The following is a 16608-nucleotide window of genomic DNA, read 5'->3' as shown; positions in this document are numbered from 1 at the left end:
ATCTATTTAGAGAAGGTTGTGTGTATCTACGAAGGAAATTGATTTGGCCTCCATTAATCCCGAAGTACGTTTCGATAGTATTTCCGACGCTGTCTTGTTTACCAATACTTTTGTTCAAGGAGGTTGGGTGTTTCCGTCGCCTTCGTATGGTTTTTTAGAGAGTGCTGATGGAATTGAGTTTATCCGTCCCAATAGCCTCGCGTCGACTGGCTATTATAGCATAGACCCAACAGTTACGGTCTCGGGGACCGATCTGTCGGTCAATGAATTCGGGTTGCTGACCGGAACAATCACGGACTTAAAGTTTTCTTCGACAAACCGAGGGACGGTTTTCACAGTCGCGGGCGCGGCTTTCGATGGTTCTGAATTTACGGAAATTCTGCTGGGTCGTATGGAAGGGGATAATCTTTCGAATGACAAGTTTGACCAGCTAATTGGCGAAGGCTTGGGGCAGATCATCCTAGGCGACGATGATGATACTGTCTCTATGCGCGGCTTCATCGAGTACCTGAACGCTTTCGATCTTGGCGCAGGCGACGATTTATTCAGAGCATCCGCACCGTCGCAAGATGGACTGACCATAATGGGCGGGGACGGCTACGACATTCTTTCGCTGGGTGATTTTGGTGTGCCAGATCCATTTGTTGTCGACCTTTCGAGCGGAACGGTTCACGCCAGAGATGTATCGTTTTTGTTTTCCGGTTTCGAAGAGATCAGCGGCAATCCGCATGTTGAAAGATACATTGGGTCGCAAGAAGGCGACATTATCAATGCAGCCGGACGCGATGATTTCATGATTGGTAATGCAGGTAACGACGTTTTGTCGGGTGGTTACGGCGATGACTTGATCTTCGGAGATAAACTTCCGATCGGATATTTTTCCGAGGATGGAGCGTCTGTGTACCGTTTGTACCAAGCCACGCTTGGGCGCGAACCGGATGCGAATGGGCATCAGAACTGGACCACGCGCGTTGCCACGGATGAACTATCGCTGCTTCAGGCCGCGAATGGGTTTGTGAATTCAACGGAATTCCAGAACACATATGGTGCCTTGGAAAATGCCGACTTCGTCAATCTGCTCTATCAAAACGTGCTGAACCGCGATGCGGATGACACCGGCTTGGCCCGTTGGGTCGGCGATCTTGAGGACGGTCTTTCCCGCGCGCAGGTCGTGCTTGGGTTCTCCAACAGTGGCGAATTCAAAAACAACACCGCGACGGATGCTGCGCAGTTCGGGCAAGGCAATACCCAGCAAATTTGGACCGACGATGTGTTCCGCCTGTATCAGGCCACGCTGGATCGCACACCAGACGAGGCTGGGATGTTCAATCGGACGGAACGTCTTGGCTCTGGGACGGAATATTTGGATGAGGCAGCTGGCTTTGTGAACTCAACGGAGTTCAAGAACCGCTTTGGCGACGATCTGAGCAACGCTGAATTCGTCGAACTGATGTATCAGAACGTGCTGGGCCGTGCTGCCGATGACACCGGTTTGGCGCGCTGGGTTGGTGATCTCGAAGACGGGGCATCACGCACCGAAGTTGTGCAAGGCTTTGCCCAATCCAGCGAGTTCCGCAACAACACGGCGGAAGCGTTGGAAGACTGGATGCGCGACAATGCGGCCAGCGACGAAATCGTCGGTGGTGAAGGTGATGATGTGATGGCCGGCGGGTTTGGTTCGGACCTGTTCGTGTTCCGCCAAGCGGATGCTGGCAGCGACGTTGTGCTTGATCTGGAAGCTTGGGATGGCATCGACATCACCGATTTCGAGTTTGGCGACCTAGCAACGGCGCAGGCGGCCTTCACGCAAGACGGCACCGATGTGGTCTTCGCATCCGGTAACGTCGAGGTCGTGTTTGAGGGCACCGATCTGGCTGACTTCGATGACGGCATGCTGTTTGTTTGAGGAGGGGCAGGGTATCAGACGCTAATCTGGTAGGCCTTAGATAAGCGGGTAGGAAAAGTACCACGGTTGGGCTGCTGAAGGCATACATAGCTTGAAGCTCGACTTGCACATTAAATGATCACCGAAAGATCACATTGGTTGCCCATCGTTGATGAAACACGACTTCATGCGTTAATAGTTAACTTGATCTAATTTTGCTGTTACGAAGTGAGTGTCAGTTCGACTGACTTTGAATTTCGCACCTTTGAGACACAGTGGAGAGAGTATCGTGGCAACAACTACAAATGTGATCAATGGCGGTCTGGCGATAAACGAAGTCGGAACTGACCCAAACGGAACTCCCGGATATGACACTGACGGCAGCGGCGATATCGACGCGCTGAAGGATGAGTTCATCGAGATCATCAATGTATCCGGTTCGCCAATATCGCTTGCTGGTGTGGAGCTTTGGGAAGACCAACTGGTGCACAGTTTCTCAGGTGGCACATTGGGCGCAGGGGAAGTCTTGCTGATCTTGGATAACAACGCAGATCTTGCGTCAGCACAGGCCGCGAACCCGAGCGCAACGATTGTGGTGGCAAGCGGATCTCTATCGCTTTCAAATACCGGTGACGGGCTTGCGATGGTCGACACCACGTCAGGTGATTATGTTGCATTTAACTACGGCAATGCCGTCGGTGGCGATGAGGCATCAGACTCGCCAGGATTTCCAGGAACCACTCTAATTGGAACGGACGACGTTTCACTGACCGCTGACGGCCAATCCATCCAGCGCGATCCGGCGGGCGATGACAATATTGTAGTCGACGACGCAACACCTGGATTGCTGTGTTTTGCCGAGGGCACACTAATTCGCAGCTCGAACGGCGAAGTCGCAGTTGAAACCCTTAAAATCGGGCAGAAAATCCTGACAGCGTCAGGTCAGGAATGCGATGTGATTTGGCTTGGAAAACAGACCGTTCGGCCTGGTTCCGCTCAGGTGCCCGCCAAGCTTGAACCTGTACGCATCCGCAAGGGGGCGTTGGGCAACGGAATGCCGCATAGTGATTTAACTGTGACGGCCGATCATGGGATGGTCATAGACGGCTTGGTCATAAACGCCGGATGCCTTGTGAATGGTTCAACCATTCAATGGGTGCCTGCCGCCGAATTGCCAGCAAGCGTTACCTATTTCCATATCGAAACCAAGCACCACGACGTCATCCTTGCTAACGGTGCGCCAACAGAAACCTTTATCGATTACGTTGGGCGGGAAAGTTTCGACAACTACCAAGAATATGTCGATATTTATGGCTGCGAGCGGATCATTCCAGAACTGAAATTCACACGTATTTCGGCCAAGCGACAGCTTCCAAAACATATCCGCGAGCGTTTTGATATTTCTTCATATGATGATGCGGTTGAAGCAGAGTTTGTTGAGATGATGCAAACGCTTAACGCTGGGTGATAAAGCGGTTTGTTGAGATTTTGGTCCGCCATCTAAGGGATGACGCAATCGTGGATCCCTTGAATGGTTGATGCGACAAGACACAACAAACCCACTGCCGCGGACCTGTTAAAAGCAGTGACCGAAGCGCAAATGGTGCTCAACTACAATGGGGCCTTGCAGCAAGTTGTTGCTGCATTGGAACTGTATCCTAACAACCTCCCAATGCAGTTGCGAAAGGCGGTCGTGTTACGGCAGTTGCAGCGCAAAGATGAGGGTATCTCGCATTTACAAGCATTGTTGAAACGGCACCCGCGCAATGTCGCGATTATGTTCGGGCTCGTGGCGGCGCACCGCGAAGCTGGTGAATATGACGCCGGTCTAGAATTGATTGCTGCGATACTGGCATTGCAGGCACGCCACCGTGGCGCACTTATCGCCAAGATCGACATTGCCATTGCGTTGCACAAATTCGACGACGCCCTAAGCCATGCCAATGCAGCCGAGGCTGTCTATCCACACGACCTGACCATTCTAGTCAAGAAAGCCGTCTCTTTTCGAGGTCTTAGGCGCCACGATGAAGGCATTTCCCTTTTGGCTTCGTTGTTGAAGCGCAACCCAAGCGATCTCTCGATTATGCATACGTTAGCAACGTCGCACCGTGTCGCGGGGGATCAAGACGCCAGCCTGAAATTGATTGATATGATGCTGGTGGAACAGCCAAACCACCGTGGTGCGCTTGTTGCGAAAATTGGACTGGCAAGCAAGTTACAAGACTTCGATACGTTGAGCGACTTCGCGGTAACCCGCCTGCCAGTGTTGATGTCAAATAAGGACGAATCCGACAAAACCTTGGGCGCCATACTTGGTGCAACAATTCTTGCCGGTTTACCCGCGAAGTTGTCTGAGGATTTGTTTGATGAAATGTCAGATTGGCTTGTTGCGCATCAGCAAGACATTCCTAGCGCCCTACTATGGCAAGTTTACGAGCGCGCCGATCTTTACGGAAAGGGCGTGTTTGCAGACAGTTTTCTAGGCGAACTGTTTTCACGCGAAACCCTCGGCCTTCAAGAAAGCAAACAGATCTTGGCCAAAGCATTTCAGCTCCAGCTCTCTCTCTGGAAAGAGATCGGGCAGGTGCTTTTGTCCAAGCAGTCGCCAGAAAACCGGCCTCACTTCGAACTCGAGTACCATGCGTTGACCATTGGGGCGTCTAAGGCGCTCAGTCAAAGGGGCCGCGACGGTGGTAACCTGCGCACAGTTGCTGAATGCCTGCTTATTTCCAGACTGCTAAAGCAAGCGGGAAAACAACGCGTCGCGGTTCGGTATTTACATAAAGTTTTTGATCATCACCTTGATAGTGTTCCAGTCTTTCGGGACTATGTGATGACCTCGATTGCATCCGGCGAACCGCATCGTGTCGCCAAGGCTAAAGAACGCCTGCAATCCTCTGCGCCTCATAGCCAGCTTGTCATTGCGCTGTGCCTTATCGAAATGAATGATCTCCATGAGGCGCGCAGGATTCTTGAGGCCATTACGGACCCTCAACTGAAGCTCGACTATCGAGTGGTCTACATTGATGTCTTGATAGGCTTGAACGAGATCGATGCTGCCGAACAAGCCATCCAAGAGATGCGGTCTGAGCAGTCTCAAAAAAGCTACATACATTTCAATCCATCTTTGCAGGGTTTGCTTTTTGCTGACGCTAAAATGGCCAATGATACCGGCTCGGATCAGGCGAGTTTTACGTCAATTTCTCCTGCTGTTGAGGTAATATCTGACTGGATGAACAGCACGGCTGCCAAAACAGCCGAAGATCAAAAGATACCTCGAAATATCGTGCAGTATTGGGATGCAAAGACTCCTCCAGAAGATATTTCCGAGATCATGCAAACGTGGAAAGATGCGCCGCACTGCGATTATCGCCTTTTCAGTCGCGATACGGCCCAACGTTTCATCAATGATCGGCTTGGGCCAAGTTGGGGAAAGGCATTCTTGATGTCTCGTTCACCCACAGAGCAAAGTGACTTCTTTCGCCTTTGCTTTTTGATGTTAGAGGGCGGTATCTACGCCGACTCTGACGATCGGTTGATCTGCAATATCGACAGTCTCTTTTCCCAGTCCAAAGGATTGACCGTCACGCTGGAACCCTTCGGGAAAATTGGAAACAACATCGTCATGGCACCCGCAAAGCATCCCGCAATTGTTTGGGCCGCAGTGTCTGCCAAGACATCTCTTCTACAGCGAGATAACGACAGTACTTGGAGCAAAGCTGGCCCTGGTCTCCTGACGAGGGCCATCGCAAGATATATACAGACGTGCGATTTGGATAAGTCGCACATTAATCTGACCATAATCGAACGATACAAAATCGGAAAATTTGTGCAATATCACACGCCTTTGCCCTACAAAGAGAGCAAGCTTTACTGGAACTCGCAGCATGTCGCAGGAAGCCTGAAGGGGTTATCTAACAAGTTCGCTGGCGCGACTGCCACTCGCGCTACATCCAACCAAATATAAGTTCCGGCGGTGCGCCCGCAGACCAGAAGGGCTGCAGGCGGCTGGGTTAGTAGCTTGCGATGCGTGCGTTTGGTGCAATCATCGCGGCGGCCATCGCTTGGGGCTGGGCGACTGTGACACCGTCCATCAACGCGTCAGCTTGCAGGCCTTTGCCAGGAAGATAGATGGCACAAACCTCGACTTTGGCACCGGGCAGGGCGGCGATCTGGGTTAACAGCCCCTTGGGGCTCATGTCGCGCGGCGGCTGCGGTGCGGTGGCGCTTTCTGGGGCGTCCAGAAGGGCGATATCGCCCGCTGGGCCGCATAGCATGATGTGAGGTGCAGCGCCTTGTTGGGCCGCCTGCATGGCCAGAACCATCGCCATCAATTGTGTCTGGGGTTCCGCTGCGGTCAAGATAGTCACCAGCGTGTCTGGAGCCTCTTGTGCCAAGGCTGGACCTGAGAGCGACAGTGCGGAGCAGGCGGCGAGGAGGAGCTTCTTCATATCGTATGTCCTTTTCGGGAATAGCAAACTGGAAGGGTCTATTGGCGCGGGTCGCTTAGAGAGACGAAACCCGCGCCAGACCGAGGAGGAGGGGACGAACCCCGGTCGTTCAGTGGGTGTGATCACCCATGGGGCAGTCGCCCTCATCTGAGAAGCAGGCGTCTGTGCGCATCTCCAGCCAGATCGCGTTTAGGACGGCGAACATAGCGGCGAGGGGCAGTCCGAGTAGCCAAGCAAAATACCACATATTATTTTCTCCTTAGTAAACGCTGTGAGAGTTTTCGGTGACGTCAGCTTCGGTGACCTTGCCCCAAAGCACTTTGTAGACCCATGCGGTGTACATCAGGATCAGCGGCATAAAGATCGCCGTGACCACCAGCATGATGAACAGGGTCTGGTGCGAGGACGAAGAGTCCCAGACGGTCAGAGAGCTATTTGGATCAATGGTGGAGGGCAGGATGAAGGGGAACATTGTCAGTCCGACGGATGAGATGATCCCGAAAATCCCGAGCTTCGACCACAACAGTGTTGAGACTTCGCGACCCGCGCGCAGACCCATCACAGCAAGCGCGATGCCCACAAAACCCGCAATCGGCGCAATAGCGATCCATGGGCGGGCAGCATAGGCGGCCAGCCATGATCCATCACGTGTCACGTCCGAATAGAGCGGGTTGGACGGGCCGTTCGCAACAACCTCACCCAAGGCGAAACCGTCAATGCCAACCGCAAGCCAAAGACCAGCAAGCGCATAGCCCGCAGCCGCTACGATCCCGGCTTTGACGCCGATTGCACGGGCACGTTCGGCAACAGCACCTTCGGCCTTCAAGGAAAGCCATGCCGCACCGTGCATAAGCAACATTGAAAATGAAACCAAGCCAGCAAGCAGCGCGAAGGGGCGCAGCAGGCCGATGAATTTCATCGCAGCGTTACCCGGATACATCGGCATCAGGTCTTCGGTCAGGTAAAACGGCAGGCCCAAAAGGACGTTCCCAACCGCAACCCCGAACAAAAGGGCAGGCACAGCGCCACCGGCAAACAGCGCCCAATCCCAACGAGACCGCCATTTAGGGTCCTCGCGTTTGGAACGGTATTTGAAAGCCACAGGGCGCACGATGAGCGCGGCAAGAACCACAAACATCGCCAGATACAGCCCCGAGAAGCTTACGGCATAAAGCGGGGGCCAAGCGGCGAAGATCGCACCGCCGCCAAGGACGAACCAAACTTGGTTGCCTTCCCAGACAGGCCCAACCGTGTTGATCGCGATGCGGCGCTCAACGTCAGTCTTGGCGACGAAGGGGAGCAAGGCCCCAACGCCCATGTCAAACCCGTCCGTCAGGGCAAATCCGATCAGCAACACGCCCAAAAGCGCCCACCAGATCACACGAAGGATATCGTATTCGATCAATTCAAAAAGGATCATCGGTTTTACTCCGCTGGTGTGGTGTTGGAGGAAGGAACATCGATCTTGGCGCGAAGACGTGCTTCGTGGCGTTCCTGCCATTCATTGGTTTCTTCCACGTCTTGGAATGGGCCTTTGCGGATGTATTTCACCATCAGGCTCATCTCGATCACGAAGAGGACCGAATAGAAGAGGAGGAAGCCAGCCAAAGTGATCAGCAGATCAGCAATGCTGAGGTGCGAGGCACTCATCGCGGTTGGCAGAACGCCATCCACTGTCCAAGGCTGTCTGCCAAATTCGGCAACGAACCACCCGAGTTCCGCAGCAATCCACGGGGTCGGGATGATGATAACTGCAGCATAAAGTGACCAACGCGGGAACTGCATCTGCCGGAACGAGGCCCGATAGAAGAAGTAGGCCATCACAGCGATAAAGCTAAAGCCAAGGCCAACCATAATCCGGAACGCCCAGAACAGCGGTGCAACACCGGGGACGGTATCGTCAGCGGCCATCTGGATTTGCTCTTCAGTCGCATCGCGTGGATCATCGACATAGCGTTTAAGCAGGTAAGAATAGCCGAGGTTTTCGGAATGGGCCTCAAACGTGTCACGTACCGCTTGTGGTGTGGCGTCACGCTGTTCGCGGATGGTCATCAGCGCGTCATAAGCGATGAGGCCGTCACGAATTCTGACTTCGGATTCTTCCACCAACTCGTTGATACCGGGGATTTCCGTGGTCAGGCTGCGTGTTCCGATCAGGCCCATGGCCCAAGGAAGGTGCACAGCGTAGTGGGTTTCGCGGGCTTCTTGGTCGGGAAAGCCGATCAACGTAAACGAGGCAGGGGCCGGTTCTGTGTGCCACATGGCCTCAATCGCGGCGAGTTTCATGCGTTGTGTGTGGCTGGCAGAATAACCGGATTCATCGCCGAGGACGACAACCGACAAAGCCGCAGCCAGACCAAACGCAGAAGACACAGCAATCGAGCGGCGTGCCAGATCTTTGTGTTTGTCCATGATCAGGTAAATGGCCGAAACACCCAGAACAAAGACGGACGCGGTGACATAACCCGCCGACACTGTGTGCACGAATTTAGCCTGCGCGACTTCGTTGAACAGAACTTCAAAGAACGAGGTCATTTCCATGCGCATTGTCTCGGGGTTGAACTCAGCGCCCACAGGGTTTTGCATCCATCCGTTGGCGATCAGGATCCAGAGCGCGGAGAAGTTCGAACCGATCGCAACGAGCCATGCGACAACCAAGTGCTGAACCTTGCTGAGCTTATCCCAGCCAAAGAAGAACAGACCAACAAAGGTTGCCTCCAGGAAGAACGCCATCAAGCCTTCGATGGCGAGGGGCGCCCCGAAAATGTCACCGACATAGTGGCTGTAATAGCTCCAGTTCATGCCGAACTGGAATTCCATCGTGATGCCGGTTGCGACACCGATCGCGAAGTTGATGCCAAACAGTGTGCCCCAAAACTTGGTCATCTGACGCCAGATGGGGCGGTTTGTCATTACATATACGGTTTCCATGATCGCAACGAGGATCGACAGACCCAACGTTAGCGGCACGAAGAGAAAGTGATACATGGCTGTAAACGCGAATTGCATGCGCGACAGCTCGACCAGTCCGATCTCCATGAGAAGGCTCCTTGAATGATTAAAATGCGCATCAGGGATGCGGATTAAAATTCAAGTATGCTGATTCTGAGATGTGTTATTTGATCTGTGTCAAAAGATGTATTTCAAATGTAGATTATTTCGGTGTTTCCGTTACGTCCTAAGCGACGTGTATGATTTCATCTGCAAATGCCACTTCTTCTGGTCGATGTGCTGCGATCAAAAAGGCGGCATCTGGCAAGGCCTGACGTAAACCTGCTAGCACGACGTTTGCCAGTGGCGCATCAAGTCCCTCGGTTGGCTCATCTAGCAAAAGAAGTGCGGGTTTGCGCAAAATTGCACGGGCAAGAACAAGCCGGCGTGCTTCACCGCCCGACAAACCCACTCCGCGAAACCCGAGGCTACTGTCCATGCCACCTTTGGCACGAATAACATCCGCAAGCTGGGTGGCCTCCAAAGCGTCCCAAAGGTCACCATCTGACGCGGCGGGGGCGGCCAGTCTTAGGTTTTCGGCGATTGTACCGGCGACCAGTGCATGGCGCTGTGGAACCATCGCGACGGTGTGTGTCAAGATCTCTGTCGGAACAAGATGCGGCGCTGATCCTTTGTAAGACAGCTTGCCGTCGCTTGGCGTGATTTGCCCCACGACCATAAGCAAAACCGTGGACTTTCCGCTGCCACTGCGACCCGTCAAAGCAACGGTTTCACCGGGCCGCACGCGAAAGCTTAGGGGCGCGAACAACGGGGCACCAATTGGCTCACGTTTGACGACCAGCGCGTCGGCAACAAGGGGGGCATCAGTGCCGTCCACAATGACATTGGATGGTTCAACATCGGCGTCTGCCAGAAGGGGGATGACCCGTTTCGCGGCGGACCTCATCTGCCCGATCTCGGCCAAGGCGCGGCGCACGGGAGCGACTGCCTCAGAAAGGGCGAGCGCGGCAAACACGCCAATCGCTGCTTGTGCGGCGCTGATCGACCCCGATTGGGTAAGCGAGGCACCAAGCGCAAGTGAAAGTGCGACAACACCCCAGCCCATCATTTCAAGGCAGAAACCGGTTTGACGCTCGATTTTTTCAACAGTGTTTTGGCCGTGTGATTGGTAGGCGATGGCCTTATTGATGCTCTCTTGCGTATGGCGGATTCGGCCAAAGGCGATCAGTTCTTCGCGCACAGTAATCAGGTCAATGACGCGGCTTCGCAGCGCCTGCATCCCTGCTTCGTTTCTGCGCGACGGGCGCTGTGCAAGCGATTGCCCCACGAGGAAGACAAAAGTCGGTCCAAACCCGTACCCAATTAGGATCACTAACGCGATGGAGGGATCGACAAGTAGTCCAACGGCGATCGCCGTAAGCGCGATGACCGCCAAGCCCGCGATCCCGGGGATCAGCAGCCGCAGTGCCAACCCGTCCAGTGCATCAATGTCAGCGGTCACCCGGTTCAAAAACACGCTCGCCCGGAGGCGTTCCAACTGTCGGTAAGGGGCGTGAAGGACGCCGTTTAACAGGCGAATGCGAAGGTTCGACAAGGCCCGCAGGGTCGCGTCATGGGTGGTAAGGCGTTCGCCGTAACGCGCCACGGTGCGGCCCAGTGCCAGAAACCGAACCATCGCGGATGGGCCAAATACGTTAAACACGGTCCCCAACCCGATCAAACCTGCCGCGGCGGCTGCCGTGATGAACCAGCCGGACAGCGACAGCAGCGCGATGCCCATGATGAGCACGGTGAGGGACAAGGCCATGCCTTGCGCAAATGCTTTCTTTTCACCGTTTAGAAGGAGAAGCGCCAATTTCAGGAGGTTTTTCATGCTGCTGCCCCCAGATCGATGTGTCGTTGCAGTCGGGAAACCAACCCTGAATCATGGGTGGCGGCGATCAATGTTCCGCCCTGTGCGACGTAGGCCAAAAGCCCGTCAATAATATCGCGCGCGGTGTCCGCATCCAAATCCGCCGTTGGTTCATCCGCAAAGACAATGCTTGGGCGTTGATGGAGCGCCCGCGCCAACATCACGCGACGTGCTTCTCCGCCAGATAGTCCTGCGCCTGTCTCGCCCAATAGGGTGCTTTCTTTGGCGGGAAGGGTGGCGATGATCGGAGTTACGCGTGTGGCATCCAATACATCTTTATCCAGCTCTTGTCCGAACCCGATGTTTTGGCGCAGCGATTGGCCCAAAAAACGCGGCGCTTGGGGCATCCATCCAAGCGAGGAACGCCACGCATCTGCGGTCGTGTCGTCCAACGTCGCCCCGCCAATTAACACATCACCAGTTGCCGGTCGTTCAAGGCCCGCAAACACCCGAAGCAAGGTTGTCTTGCCGACGCCGCTTGGCCCGGTCAAAGCGATGCTATCACCGGGTTGGATGTCGAAATCTTGATATTCCAGTGTGCGGTCATCACGCCGAACTGTAAGGTCGCGCGCTGATAACCCCATGAACGGCAAAGGTTTGGCGCTCGCTCCTGTTCCCAGAAGGGAAGGGCGGTTTTCGCTGCGCCACGTTTCGATTTCGTCCTGCACAGCATCTGCAGCCGATTTGTCGTGCCATGCCGCCGCCAGTTCGCGGAGAGGTTGAAAATAATCCGGCGCCAAAAGCAAAAGGTAAATCCCTGCAAAAGGCGTCAAAGGGTGCCCCCAAGTGCCCCAGGCAAGTTCCCCCAACAATGCAAAACCCACCCAAACAGCGATCATCGCGACACCAAGCGCCGAGAAGAGTTCCAGAACCGTCGAGGACAAAAACGCCACGCGTAAAACAGCCATTGTGCGTTCTCGAAGCGAAGTGGATGCGGTGCCAAAACCATCAATGACCTGCGGTCCCGCGCCAATTAGTTTCAGGTCTGAAAGGGCGGCTAGTCGGTCTGCCAACAGGTCGTTCAGTGACCCGATTTCGACCATCTGGCGCGCGCTCGCTTCTTTGGCGGCCCAGCCAACCAAGGCCATGAACAGCGGGATCAACGGACCAGCCGCAAACAGCACAATCGCAGCTGCCCAACTGAACCAAGCCGTAATGATCAAGATGACGATCGGGACGACCATCACCCGCGCACGTGCAGGTTTGTACCTAAGAAGATAGGGGCGCAATGCTTCGAGTTTTTCGGTCGCCAGCGCTGCGATTGCTCCGCCGCCACCAAAGGCGGACGGGTCCGCCGTTCCGGTTTCGACAGTGATGAGGTCTGCGCGCAACGACTGGATCTCGGCCTCGGCTGCAGCGCTAAGGTAAACTTGCGCCAAATAATTGAGCGCCGAGCGGATAAGGCCGAGGCCCAAAATGGCAGCGCCCATCGACCATGCCGCCACTGACGCCCCGATAAGCAACGATGACAGAACCCGAGCAATGACCAATGCCTGCACCAACCAGATCAGGCTCGAGGCAACGGCCAGTGCGCCGCCAATCCGACTGTGTCGATGCCGCGTTTCTGTCGGGGTTTGTTCGTGGGTCATGTGTTTGGGCTTCCTTGTGTTGGAGGCTGTGTAGAGTAGTTTTTGAGGGCCAAATGTGATCTGGATCAAAGAAACCGGTATCTGTGATGTGAAATATTGCTTCAAAGCGAAGGAATCCAGATGCGTCTAACGACACGAACCAATCTTGCCGCCCGAACGTTGATGTTTTGTGCCGTCAATGACCGCGATCTTGTTCGGACATCCGACATTGCTGAGCGGTGTAATTCATCGACCAATCATGTCGCGCGGGTGGTCCAAAATCTCCAGGTCGAAGGTTTTGTCGATACCGTGCGCGGTCGGACAGGGGGCATTCGACTGGCCAGACGGCCAGATCAGATTTCTATTGGCGCTGTCTTTCGGGTCTTTGAAACCGAGATCCCGTTTGCGGAGTGTTTTGACAAGGAACGAAACACTTGCCCGCTGGCAACAACATGTCGGTTGCGGTCCTACGTCGCACGCGCGCTTGAGGCGTTTTATCACGAGCTTGATTTAGTGACGCTAGACGATCTGGTGCGCGGGAACTGCGGGTTGGTGGAATTGCTTGCGATGAAGCCGGAGCTCGCCGTTGAGTGTTCGCCAGCGTCTATTGGTGCCTAGGGGCAGAGGGTTATTTTGCAGTCGTCCAGTTGCCCGCTGCAACAATCGGCGATCAAGAATTGAACCAGTTCATTGATATTCGCCAGATTTGCGGCGTAGTGGATTTCGCGTTGATGGCGGGTCGCCGTCAATACGCCCGCACGTTTCAGGATCGACAGATGACCAGACAGTGTGGACGGCTTTGTGCCCAGTTGGCGCGATATCTCCATCGCGGGCAGCCCCTTTGGGCCCGCGCGCACAAGAAGACGAAACGCGTCCAGCCTTGAGGGTTGGGCGAGGGCAGAGAAAGCTTCGATTGCGTTGTCTTGATCCATATTTCGTTAATAGCCGAAATATCGAATCTTGACAAGCTCGGGTGAGTCGACTTAGGTCAAAGTCAATTCGGTATTTGCCGAAATGAATGCGCGGCATCATTGCCAAAAACGGAAAGATACCCTGATGACTGATACACCTAACGTCGTAGAAGACCACTTTCGCACCACAGACACCGACCGCCTTTTTGCCAGTGATGGTCTGACCCATGCGCCGCGCATTTTGCTGCTTTACGGATCGCTTCGAGATCGTTCGTTCAGTCGTTTGATGACCGAAGAGGCGGCGCGCATCTTGCGTCGCCTGGGCGCCGAAACCAAGACATTCAATCCAAGCGGGTTGCCATTGCCTGATGACACGGACGCGGATCACCCAAAGGTGCAAGAATTGCGCGAACTGGTGAACTGGAGCGAGGGCATGGTCTGGTGTTCACCAGAACGACACGGGGCGATGACGGGGATCATGAAAACCCAGATCGATTGGATTCCATTGTCGATGGGGGCTGTCCGTCCGACCCAAGGCAAGACGCTTGCGGTGATGCAGGTGAACGGTGGTTCGCAAAGTTTCAACGCGGTTAACCAGTTACGGATTTTGGGGCGGTGGATGCGGTTGCTCACGATCCCGAACCAGTCCTCTACGCCCAAGGCATTCTTGGAGTTTGACGACAATGACCGCATGAAACCCTCAGGCAACTACGATCGCGTGGTTGATGTCATGGAAGAGCTGGTGAAATTCACTTTGCTGACCCGTGGGCGCGCCGATTATCTGGTTGAACGCTATAGTGAGCGCAAAGAAAGCGGTGAAGAGCTTATCAAGCGGGTGAACACAAAGTAGGGCTGGCTGATTGGATTTCTCAAGCTAAGGTCATGGCAACGGTTCTGATCGAAGGTAAGCGATATGAAATCCAAGACCCCTTCCTTTGCGGCTCCTGCCGATGCGGACGCACGCCGCGCCAAGCCTGCGGTTGTGTGCTACCCCACGACGGACCTTGCGCCACCTGACATGGATATGATCGCGGCTCGACGCAAGAGGGCGGTCAGTTCTGCCAGTGTTGTCGTCCCGCCGCGCGATGCCCGTTGCATTGCGGTTCCCGCGGGCGGGTTCTTTCGCATTACTGCGCCGGAGGGATATCAGGTCGGTGATTTGAATGTTTGGGCCGCCGATGATCTGAGCGAGCACTTTTATTCAGGGAAAACGCGGGCGCTGCATGGCACGCATTTATCCACGGGCGATCGCATGTGGTCGCGGTTCCCGAATATGCGGCCCATGGCGACGGTGACGCAGGACACGCTGGATTGGTATGGCTGGGACGCTGACGGCGGTTCTGTGCATGATGTCATTGGCACACGGTGTGACCCCTATACGGGGCAGCTGTTGTCGGGGACGGATTATCACTATTGCTGTCATTCCAATCTGACGCGGGCGCTTGCCGATTTTACGGGGGTGTCGATCGCCGATGCTGAACCGTTGGTCCATGACGTTTTGAACGTCTTTATGTGTACGGGCTTCACCGCAGACACGCACCAGTATTTCATGAAGGCCAGCCCCGTGCGGGCAGGGGACTATCTGGAATTTTTTGCGGAGATGGATTTGATCGTTGGCTTGTCGGCCTGTCCGGGCGGGGATTGCGGGGACGAGCACACATCTGACAAGGCGACCTGCCATCCGTTGGTCATAGACGTGTTTGACTGCGCCACGCCTTATGATCCGCCGCCACCAAATGCCTATGACCGCAGCCATGGCCGCTAGCTGCTAACTGATGTGATCTGCCAGCGCCGTGAGCATGGCAACGCAAGCGTTGAGCTGATCGACCTCCAGATATTCGTCCGGCTTATGGGCTTGCCGTATCGAGCCCGGTCCACAGACGACAACATCACTTCCAATCGCTTGAAACAACCCCGCTTCGGTGCTGAACGCCACAAGATCAGCGCCGTTTGTACCCGTGAGTTTGGCAACCAGATCGCGGGCCGCGTTCTGGGGCATCGGAACAAGGCCTGCGACTTCGCCGATTGTTGTCACGGAGATCGAGGCCTCGGGGCTGATCGCTTGCATGGCAGGCAAAAGATCAGTCGAGCAGAAACGGGTAATCACGGATTTCACAAAATCTAGATCGCTGACCTGAACCGGACGCATTTCCCAATCGACCACTGCTTTACCCGCGATCACGTTATGGGCGACCCCGCCTGAAATGCGCCCGATGTTGATTGTGCTCCACGGTGGGTCAAAGGGGCTATCTGGTGGGCTGCGTTCAATAAGGTCTTGGCGCAACTCTAGCAGACGGGTGACATAGCGCGTTGCGTATTCCGCCGCATTCACACCCAGATCAGGCGCCGATCCATGGCCCTCGAGCCCGACAAATTCGGCGGTGTATTCACAACACCCTTTGTGCCCTTCGATAATGCGCATTTCAGTTGGCTCACCGATGATCGTGATGTCGGGCACCAACCCTTTATCACGCAAAACAGCCACCAAGGCCCGTGCGCCAAGGCACCCGACTTCTTCGTCATAGGTAAAGGCGAAATGCAGCGGGCGGGTCAGCGTGTGCGCATCAATCGTTTCGGCCACAGCAAGGCACGCGGCGATGAACCCTTTCATGTCACAGGTCCCGCGTCCGTAAAGGCGGTCATTTCGTTGGATCACGTCAAAAGGATCACTGGTCCAGTCTTGATCCGTTACAGGCACAACATCCGTATGGCCTGACAGCAGTATACCACCCGTAGTTTCAGGCCCCAGAGTGGCAAACAGGTTGGCCTTTGTGCCACTCGGATCATGGTCCAAAAACACCCGCGCGCCCAACGCTTCGAACCTGTCAGACAGCCAAGCAATCAAATCTAGGTTGCTGTCGGCTGACACTGACGCAAAACCAACCAAGTGGCGCAAATGTTCAATCGTGCGGTACTCGATCGGTTTCAT

At 54.8% G+C, this 16608-nt stretch carries 14 protein-coding genes; 6 read left to right on the top strand and 8 right to left on the bottom strand.

The genetic code is table 11. The annotated features are described in order from the left end of the window. The first annotated feature begins 43 nt into the window (after positions 1-43). The 3 genes from KO486_RS11600 to KO486_RS11590 all read left to right on the top strand — a co-directional run bounded on the left by KO486_RS11600 (position 44) and on the right by KO486_RS11590 (position 5852). Positions 44-1906 (top strand): DUF4214 domain-containing protein, encoded by a 1863-nt coding sequence (locus KO486_RS11600; RefSeq protein WP_216037383.1) that lies wholly within the window; start codon positions 44-46, stop codon positions 1904-1906. 268 nt (positions 1907-2174) lie between these two features. Next, entirely contained in the window at positions 2175-3353 is a 1179-nt protein-coding gene (locus KO486_RS11595) for a Hint domain-containing protein (protein ID WP_216037382.1), read from the top strand. A gap of 63 nt (positions 3354-3416) precedes the next feature. After that, positions 3417-5852: a tetratricopeptide repeat protein gene (locus KO486_RS11590; RefSeq protein ID WP_216037381.1), complete on the top strand. Its 2436-nt coding sequence runs from the start codon at positions 3417-3419 to the stop codon at positions 5850-5852. A 46-nt stretch (positions 5853-5898) separates the two neighbouring features. Here the strand turns inward: KO486_RS11590 and KO486_RS11585 are convergent, their stop codons facing one another. From KO486_RS11585 to KO486_RS11560, 6 genes are all read right to left on the bottom strand, one after another. Further along, positions 5899-6336 (bottom strand): hypothetical protein, encoded by a 438-nt coding sequence (locus KO486_RS11585; RefSeq protein WP_216037380.1) that lies wholly within the window; start codon positions 6334-6336, stop codon positions 5899-5901. A gap of 109 nt (positions 6337-6445) precedes the next feature. Next, positions 6446-6583 carry a cytochrome bd-I oxidase subunit CydX gene (gene cydX / locus KO486_RS11580; protein WP_216037379.1) on the bottom strand — a complete coding sequence of 46 codons (138 nt, stop codon included), beginning with the start codon at positions 6581-6583 and terminating at the stop codon, positions 6446-6448. Positions 6584-6595: 12 nt separating this feature from the next. Further along, a complete protein-coding gene (cydB, locus tag KO486_RS11575; RefSeq protein ID WP_216037378.1) occupies positions 6596-7756 on the bottom strand; it encodes a cytochrome d ubiquinol oxidase subunit II in 1161 nt (386 codons plus the stop codon). A 5-nt stretch (positions 7757-7761) separates the two neighbouring features. Continuing rightward, positions 7762-9375, bottom strand: a complete 1614-nt coding sequence (locus tag KO486_RS11570; protein ID WP_216037377.1) for a cytochrome ubiquinol oxidase subunit I — start codon at positions 9373-9375, stop codon at positions 7762-7764. A 139-nt stretch (positions 9376-9514) separates the two neighbouring features. Further along, complete coding sequence (locus KO486_RS11565; RefSeq protein ID WP_216037376.1) at positions 9515-11161, bottom strand: ATP-binding cassette domain-containing protein; 1647 nt, start codon at positions 11159-11161, stop codon at positions 9515-9517. Further along, positions 11158-12789 (bottom strand): ATP-binding cassette domain-containing protein, encoded by a 1632-nt coding sequence (locus KO486_RS11560; RefSeq protein WP_216037375.1) that lies wholly within the window; start codon positions 12787-12789, stop codon positions 11158-11160. Before KO486_RS11560 ends, KO486_RS11565 begins: the two co-directional genes overlap by 4 nt. Before the next feature lie 120 nt (positions 12790-12909). On the opposite strand from KO486_RS11560, the gene KO486_RS11555 reads away from it, so the two are divergent. Next, the gene (locus tag KO486_RS11555; RefSeq protein ID WP_216037374.1) at positions 12910-13386 is read left to right on the top strand and encodes an Rrf2 family transcriptional regulator; all 477 of its coding nucleotides are present in this window, start codon (positions 12910-12912) and stop codon (positions 13384-13386) included. Here KO486_RS11555 and KO486_RS11550 read toward each other — a convergent pair. Further along, positions 13383-13700: a metalloregulator ArsR/SmtB family transcription factor gene (locus KO486_RS11550; protein ID WP_216037373.1), complete on the bottom strand. Its 318-nt coding sequence runs from the start codon at positions 13698-13700 to the stop codon at positions 13383-13385. The two genes, KO486_RS11555 and KO486_RS11550, sit on opposite strands and share 4 nt — an antisense overlap. Positions 13701-13824: 124 nt before the next feature. Between KO486_RS11550 and arsH the strand changes: the two genes are divergently transcribed. Together arsH and KO486_RS11540 are read left to right on the top strand one after the other, a co-directional pair. Further along, positions 13825-14529 (top strand): arsenical resistance protein ArsH, encoded by a 705-nt coding sequence (arsH, locus tag KO486_RS11545; protein ID WP_216037372.1) that lies wholly within the window; start codon positions 13825-13827, stop codon positions 14527-14529. 63 nt (positions 14530-14592) lie between these two features. Continuing rightward, complete coding sequence (locus KO486_RS11540; protein ID WP_216037371.1) at positions 14593-15444, top strand: DUF1989 domain-containing protein; 852 nt, start codon at positions 14593-14595, stop codon at positions 15442-15444. Positions 15445-15447: 3 nt separating this feature from the next. Here KO486_RS11540 and argE read toward each other — a convergent pair whose 3' ends face one another. Further along, positions 15448-16608: an acetylornithine deacetylase gene (gene argE, locus KO486_RS11535; protein ID WP_216037370.1), complete on the bottom strand. Its 1161-nt coding sequence runs from the start codon at positions 16606-16608 to the stop codon at positions 15448-15450.

Source organism: Octadecabacter sp. B2R22, from assembly GCF_018861045.1.
Lineage (GTDB): Bacteria > Pseudomonadota > Alphaproteobacteria > Rhodobacterales > Rhodobacteraceae > Octadecabacter.
The sequence above is the reverse complement of the archived record's forward strand: the minus strand, read 5'-3'. Positions and strand labels throughout refer to the sequence as shown.

What these genes read in the sequence shown, in the direction of transcription:
- arsH (WP_216037372.1), top strand. Translation starts at nt 13,825, where the DNA reads ATGACTGATACACCTAACGTCGTAGAAGACCACTTTCGCACCACAGAC.
- KO486_RS11550 (WP_216037373.1), bottom strand. Translation starts at nt 13,700, where the DNA reads ATGGATCAAGACAACGCAATCGAAGCTTTCTCTGCCCTCGCCCAACCC.
- KO486_RS11590 (WP_216037381.1), top strand. Translation starts at nt 3,417, where the DNA reads ATGGTTGATGCGACAAGACACAACAAACCCACTGCCGCGGACCTGTTA.
- KO486_RS11555 (WP_216037374.1), top strand. Translation starts at nt 12,910, where the DNA reads ATGCGTCTAACGACACGAACCAATCTTGCCGCCCGAACGTTGATGTTT.
- cydB (WP_216037378.1), bottom strand. Translation starts at nt 7,756, where the DNA reads ATGATCCTTTTTGAATTGATCGAATACGATATCCTTCGTGTGATCTGG.
- KO486_RS11585 (WP_216037380.1), bottom strand. Translation starts at nt 6,336, where the DNA reads ATGAAGAAGCTCCTCCTCGCCGCCTGCTCCGCACTGTCGCTCTCAGGT.
- KO486_RS11540 (WP_216037371.1), top strand. Translation starts at nt 14,593, where the DNA reads ATGAAATCCAAGACCCCTTCCTTTGCGGCTCCTGCCGATGCGGACGCA.
- KO486_RS11560 (WP_216037375.1), bottom strand. Translation starts at nt 12,789, where the DNA reads ATGACCCACGAACAAACCCCGACAGAAACGCGGCATCGACACAGTCGG.
- cydX (WP_216037379.1), bottom strand. Translation starts at nt 6,583, where the DNA reads ATGTGGTATTTTGCTTGGCTACTCGGACTGCCCCTCGCCGCTATGTTC.
- KO486_RS11570 (WP_216037377.1), bottom strand. Translation starts at nt 9,375, where the DNA reads ATGGAGATCGGACTGGTCGAGCTGTCGCGCATGCAATTCGCGTTTACA.
- argE (WP_216037370.1), bottom strand. Translation starts at nt 16,608, where the DNA reads ATGAAACCGATCGAGTACCGCACGATTGAACATTTGCGCCACTTGGTT.
- KO486_RS11565 (WP_216037376.1), bottom strand. Translation starts at nt 11,161, where the DNA reads ATGAAAAACCTCCTGAAATTGGCGCTTCTCCTTCTAAACGGTGAAAAG.